Source organism: Acinetobacter sp. USHLN143 (assembly GCF_037145695.1).
GTDB lineage: Bacteria > Pseudomonadota > Gammaproteobacteria > Pseudomonadales > Moraxellaceae > Acinetobacter > Acinetobacter fasciculus.
Map to the genome: position 1 here is coordinate 1 of NZ_JBBCWZ010000120.1, position 4,974 is coordinate 4,974.

A 4,974-nucleotide genomic window follows, 5' to 3' on the forward strand; every position below is an offset into this window, starting at 1 on the left:
TAAGAAAGTGGTGATTAACTTCCATGAAAATTGATCATTGGCTGATTCAATCGAGTTTTTCAAGCGTCCAAGCGCTTTAGCGGTCTTAATAAGTTCTGCTGTACCGTCCTGTAAGCCCTCATTTACCGCTTTTGATATAGTGTGGTGGGTTTGCCCAGCAATAGTGCTTTGAATGTGTTCTTTCGTGATTTGAAGCTCTTTAACGGCCTGATTGACTAGGTTCTGCTGTTGTTCTGCAACTGCCATCAGTGCATATAGCTTTTTTTCATCAGGTGTCATCGGCTCATCCCTCTAAACTTCATTGTTTTCTGTTGCTCTCTTTCTAATTTCTGCTGCTGTTTGTACTGTTCCAAAGCAAGCTGTTTAAAGCTGTCAAAATCAGCCTTAAAGCTCTCAATACCCTGTTTAATTTCTTTATCTGAAATTGGGCTGTTTTTGAGGTCTTTCAGGTCTTTTTTAGGGTCGCCTAAATCTAGTTGCTCAAGCTCTTTATAGGCTATACGTGACTGTTGCAAGGCTTCCCTGATTTCAGGGTCTTTAGCTTGGCTTGGTAATAGTTTCTTTTCGGGTTCTTTCTCTATGCCTTGCTCTTTGTAGCTTCGCATATCAATACGACTGTCAATTTGGTGTTTTTCTAAATGGCTGTTGCATAAATCAGCCCATCTTTGGCGTAGGTCTTTAATATCAGTTTTTCGTTCCTGGTAACCCTTGCCCGTATTGTCTTTTTTAGCTCCGCCACGTTCAGGATTCTTGGCGTTATAGCGTTTGAAATATTGCTCTGGATCTCGTTCGATTCCATCTTGCAGACGTTCATTAAACATGAGGTGAACGTGAGGCTGATCCTTGCCGTCCATTGCTTTAGGGTTATGAATCGCAAATTGATACGGATATTTTGAGCCGATCTCAGACTGAATGAAGTCCTCAACCAGTTCTAGGCGTTGCTCGGCATTCATCTCTCTAGGCAGGGCAATTTCATATTCTCGATAGGTACTGCCATTTTTACGCTCGTAAAGGTCGGCTGCCTGCCAAAAGGTAATCGGATTATGTTCAGCCCATTTCGGCATGTTTCCATAAGCACTATGTTCAAGATCAGTTTCTGCCTGTTCCTGTTTCAGCTTCTTTTCTTCATCCCGATCTATATATTCGGCATGCGGTGCTGCTTTACCTGCCTTACCGACTTTGACACTTAAACGAGCAATCGCCATTAGGTTTTATCCTGTTCCTTTTTTCGGTTGCGCTCTTTCTTAAACGCTCTTTGATCAAGTATCGAAGCCCACATCATAATGATGATGATTAGCGGTGCTGCGATCACGCCAAAAGTAATATCTTTGATTTTTCCCAATACCTGTTTTAGTTGCATGCTGTTGCTCCTAGCTTTGGTACTTATTTTTTTCATTCAATTTTCAATTGAACGAAAAAAATAAGTTTCAGGGTTTTAGGGATGAAGTCCCTAACGTGCTTAGGTTTCTCAATGAAATTGAGAAACGTCTAAGCGCGCCATCAAATTTTTGATGGAAGTGCAGGCGACAATCTCTAGAACGACTTTAACAAAATTACGTTACTCGAACGTAAATATTTTGTTATCGTTCTTTGAGTATTGAGCCTGTAATTTTGCGGTATCTGAATCAAGGAATTAAATATGAATAATGAATGGCTATTTGAAAAAATCACCTATATTTCTGCTTTAAAGAACCCTAATGATGCTCAAAAACTTTTACTTGAATTAGCCAAAATTCAGTACAGAACACCTGACCAAGAGAAAAAAATTAATGCCTTAATCAAAGCTGAAAAAGCAATAGATCGAGCAAATAAGCAAAAAGTTGCAGTTAGAAAATTATTGAATGCAGAAAAGGAAGCTGAACGAAAAGCTCGTACACGCCACCTTATCCAATTAGGCGCACTTTTTGAGATTGCTAACCTAGATCAGCGTGATCCTGCAGAATTACTTGGAGTTCTGCTTAAAACTGCTGAAATCGACCCAAATGATATGAAATGGGAAATTTGGAAGGATTTAGGACAAGCTGTCCTAAATCATAATAAGAAAAAAAATAGAGTCTAGTTACCTTATTATCAGGAACATAGCTATACTAGCCATACATATAGCGCTTATACGATTAAGATAAAGTAGATTAGTTTTATCCTTAAAAAAATATAATAATTTAACTCCCAATAATCCATATATTGTCATACAAATTATATCTATCATCGAAGAAGCGATACCTAGAACTATGTATTGATAAGATATATTTAAATTAGGATCAATAAATTGGGGTAAAAATGCAATAAAAAATACAAGTACTTTAGGATTAGAAATTGCTGTTAAAAAACCTTTTATAGGTAATCTATATATATTATGAGTATCATCTTTATGTTCAGAAATACTGTTTTCTGATTTCCATATCATATACGCGATAAAAATTAAGTAGAAAAATCCTAGAGTTTTTATTACCTCAAAAATTATAGGAAAATCATCAATTATTTGTTTTAGTCCAAAACCAATAGCACAAATAATCAGAAAATCAGCTATCGCTGCTCCAATACTAGCTAGAAAAACAGCTTTTATAGAATTATTAAGACCTAGATTTAAGGCCAATAAAGATGTAGGGCCAGGTAAAATGGCCCCTATAAAGCAAAAAAAACTATACAAAATAATTGTATAAAGTTCCATATTATTTTCTACTGTGTAGATGTTTTAGGTATTCATAAGTACTTGGTAAACTTTCCAAGAGATTATCCTCACGTTTCTTTAACTCTTGCATATATTCTCGAGCTTTATCATATTTATTATCATAAAGTATTTTTGGATATACTGAGTTTGGATAGGATTTAAACCCTGTAAACATGCAGTAGTAATTGCTATTTGTCCAGAAATTAGAAAACTCTATATCAAAGTCTCCATAATAATCTTCTTCATTTGTAGTAATTGGAGGAAAATAAAGTAAAACTTTTCACAAGAAAAGTAAAATAAAAAAATAGCCTAAGGCAAGTTAGTTTTTTCTAAAGCTCATATATAAAAGAAAAACAAATGAACTCAACCTCTCAACCGTTTCCAAAGCGTCGCACTTCGTGCTTTGGCTTTGGAAACGGTTGAGAGAGTTTCGGCAATACTCACCCTAAGGGCAGCCATTTGAAAAAATGACATATCCCCTAAGTATTGCCGATTTACCTGTATATATTTGGCTTCGGAGCCACGTATATCGGTCGTATCCGCACATAGCTTTGCTGACTATGCAGACAAGGACTCAAAGTCTTGCACCTCGCTCCACGCGCTCCCTGTCGTTACATTGCCTGTATCTCTGCGAGGGTTTCCCCAACATGCAACTTAACAAGTCCTATGTAACTACTCCTAACGCTCCGCCTATGTGAAGTTCCCCTGTAAGCGGTTTAGCCTTTCGACTATAGCTACAATACGCCAGTGACACTTATTCCTACCACACGTACTGCATGCCGACCGTAAAACGGACACGCAGAAGCGGGCAAAGCTCGATCTAGGATGCTTATTTGATGGTTTAAAACACGAATTAACGAAGACTTATCATTTTGAGGCTTGATATAAACACTGTTTATTGTGAAAATAGAGTTCAGGTACAAGCCTTTTGGTGAAATCATAACGGTCGTCAAACCTTATGATCTTCGTTACTTGATGTTGTAGCATCAAATAACTGCGTACCGCTGAATTTACTTGAAAACCCCTCTAAGTTGCAAGACTTAGAGGGGTTTTTGTTTAGAATTTTACATTACAAGTTACTTATCCTTGTTTAAAGCAAATTTTCGCTTCTTAATCACAGTAAGTGGCTTTTCTTGTGGAGCCATATTTTTCTGAATGGTTCCCTGCTTCATCTCTACTGGGACAGCACTATTTTCAGTAGTCTTTGGACTAGATTCTTTAGGCTTTGACTCTGTTGGCTTTTGCAAAGTTGCTTCCTTATTTTTAATTTTTATATAAATTTTATGAGCAACTGTATTGTGCTCCTTAATTTCCCTGTTCTTATCAGCCAATTTTTTATACTGTTCTTTAAAAGGTTTTATAAATTTTTTGATAGCTGATAAGAACACGGCTTCTTCAGGATATATGTCCGCTAATGTCTTAGGTGTTTCCTTTTGCACGAAATTGATGAGATCGGCTGGAAATTTATTAAGAATCTCTGGAGTAGCAAAGCTTACAAAATCATAGTCATGATAAGAAATTACAGCATATCGGGTATTTTTCTTAGTCGGACTTTTAATATAACCTTTGACTGTTGCCTCCCCTTGATCAAGTAACTTTTTCAAATAGAAATCTTTGATTTGGTTTTCTATAAGCGCATTACCTCTATAGAACCTAAGCTTCTGACTGATTTCCGCCTGTTCTTCCAGGTTGTCTTCATCAACAAGTTTTAGCTGTTCGGATTGGTCAAGGAATTGAGCATAATTATATTGAGCAAGTTCGGATGTCCAAATCAGTAACTGATCAAGGTTTTTAGGCATAGGAACTTTCAAATCATTCAAATCAAGCTTTTTAATGGGCGCAAGTTCTTCTTCCTTAAACTCTGTTCTTTCTAAACTTGATTGCTTTAACATAATAATTTCCTTAACTTCCACTAATTTTAAACATAATAAAAATTATAAATGAGTGCTTAGAGCCTTCATTTTCAGATTCAGCTATTTGGGGTCAATAACGCATAAATCCCCATGCTTCCCATAGCCACACTGCTCTTTCATCACTCGGACGCAGGGCTTGGACTCTTCTCCAACGGCACAACTTTGAATATCAAACTGAATACCTTGCTGCCTTAAACTCTCGATCTTTGGAATATTCTCTAAAGGCTTAATATAAGATGCAAATAGCCACGTCATAGTCAGTATGAGAACTGAAAAAACACCTAAGAAAGTGGTGATTAACTTCCATGAAAATTGATCATTGGCTGATTCAATCGAGTTTTTCAAGCGTCCAAGCGCTTTAGCGGTCTTAATAAGTTCTGCTGTACCGTCCTG

General features: G+C 36.8%; 6 protein-coding genes and 1 pseudogene. 1 reads left to right on the forward strand and 6 read right to left on the reverse strand.

From position 1 onward, the window contains the following. The 3 genes and pseudogenes from WFH18_RS16690 to WFH18_RS16700 all read right to left on the reverse strand — a co-directional run. Positions 1–279 (reverse strand): annotated as a pseudogene (locus tag WFH18_RS16690) (hypothetical protein); the annotation flags it as partial. Further along, entirely contained in the window at positions 276–1,205 is a 930-nt protein-coding gene (locus WFH18_RS16695) for a MobA/MobL family protein (RefSeq protein WP_004282296.1), read from the reverse strand. The gene WFH18_RS16695 and the pseudogene WFH18_RS16690, both read right to left, overlap by 4 nt. Then, positions 1,205–1,360, reverse strand: coding sequence for a hypothetical protein (locus WFH18_RS16700; RefSeq protein ID WP_004812002.1), 156 nt, complete (start codon positions 1,358–1,360; stop codon positions 1,205–1,207). Before WFH18_RS16700 ends, WFH18_RS16695 begins: the two co-directional genes overlap by 1 nt. A gap of 279 nt (positions 1,361–1,639) precedes the next feature. Between WFH18_RS16700 and WFH18_RS16705 the strand changes: the two genes are divergently transcribed. Then, the gene (locus tag WFH18_RS16705; protein WP_004282303.1) at positions 1,640–2,059 is read left to right on the forward strand and encodes a conjugal transfer protein TraD; all 420 of its coding nucleotides are present in this window, start codon (positions 1,640–1,642) and stop codon (positions 2,057–2,059) included. Here WFH18_RS16705 and WFH18_RS16710 read toward each other — a convergent pair whose 3' ends face one another. From WFH18_RS16710 to WFH18_RS16720, 3 genes are all read right to left on the reverse strand, one after another. Further along, positions 2,060–2,668, reverse strand: a complete 609-nt coding sequence (locus WFH18_RS16710; RefSeq protein ID WP_004282301.1) for a LysE family translocator — start codon at positions 2,666–2,668, stop codon at positions 2,060–2,062. Between the two features lie 1,076 nt (positions 2,669–3,744). Continuing rightward, positions 3,745–4,560, reverse strand: a complete 816-nt coding sequence (locus WFH18_RS16715) for a hypothetical protein (protein WP_004282298.1) — start codon at positions 4,558–4,560, stop codon at positions 3,745–3,747. 81 nt (positions 4,561–4,641) lie between these two features. Further along, a partial coding sequence (locus WFH18_RS16720; RefSeq protein WP_336755312.1) for a hypothetical protein occupies positions 4,642–4,974 on the reverse strand: 333 nt, incomplete at its 5' end.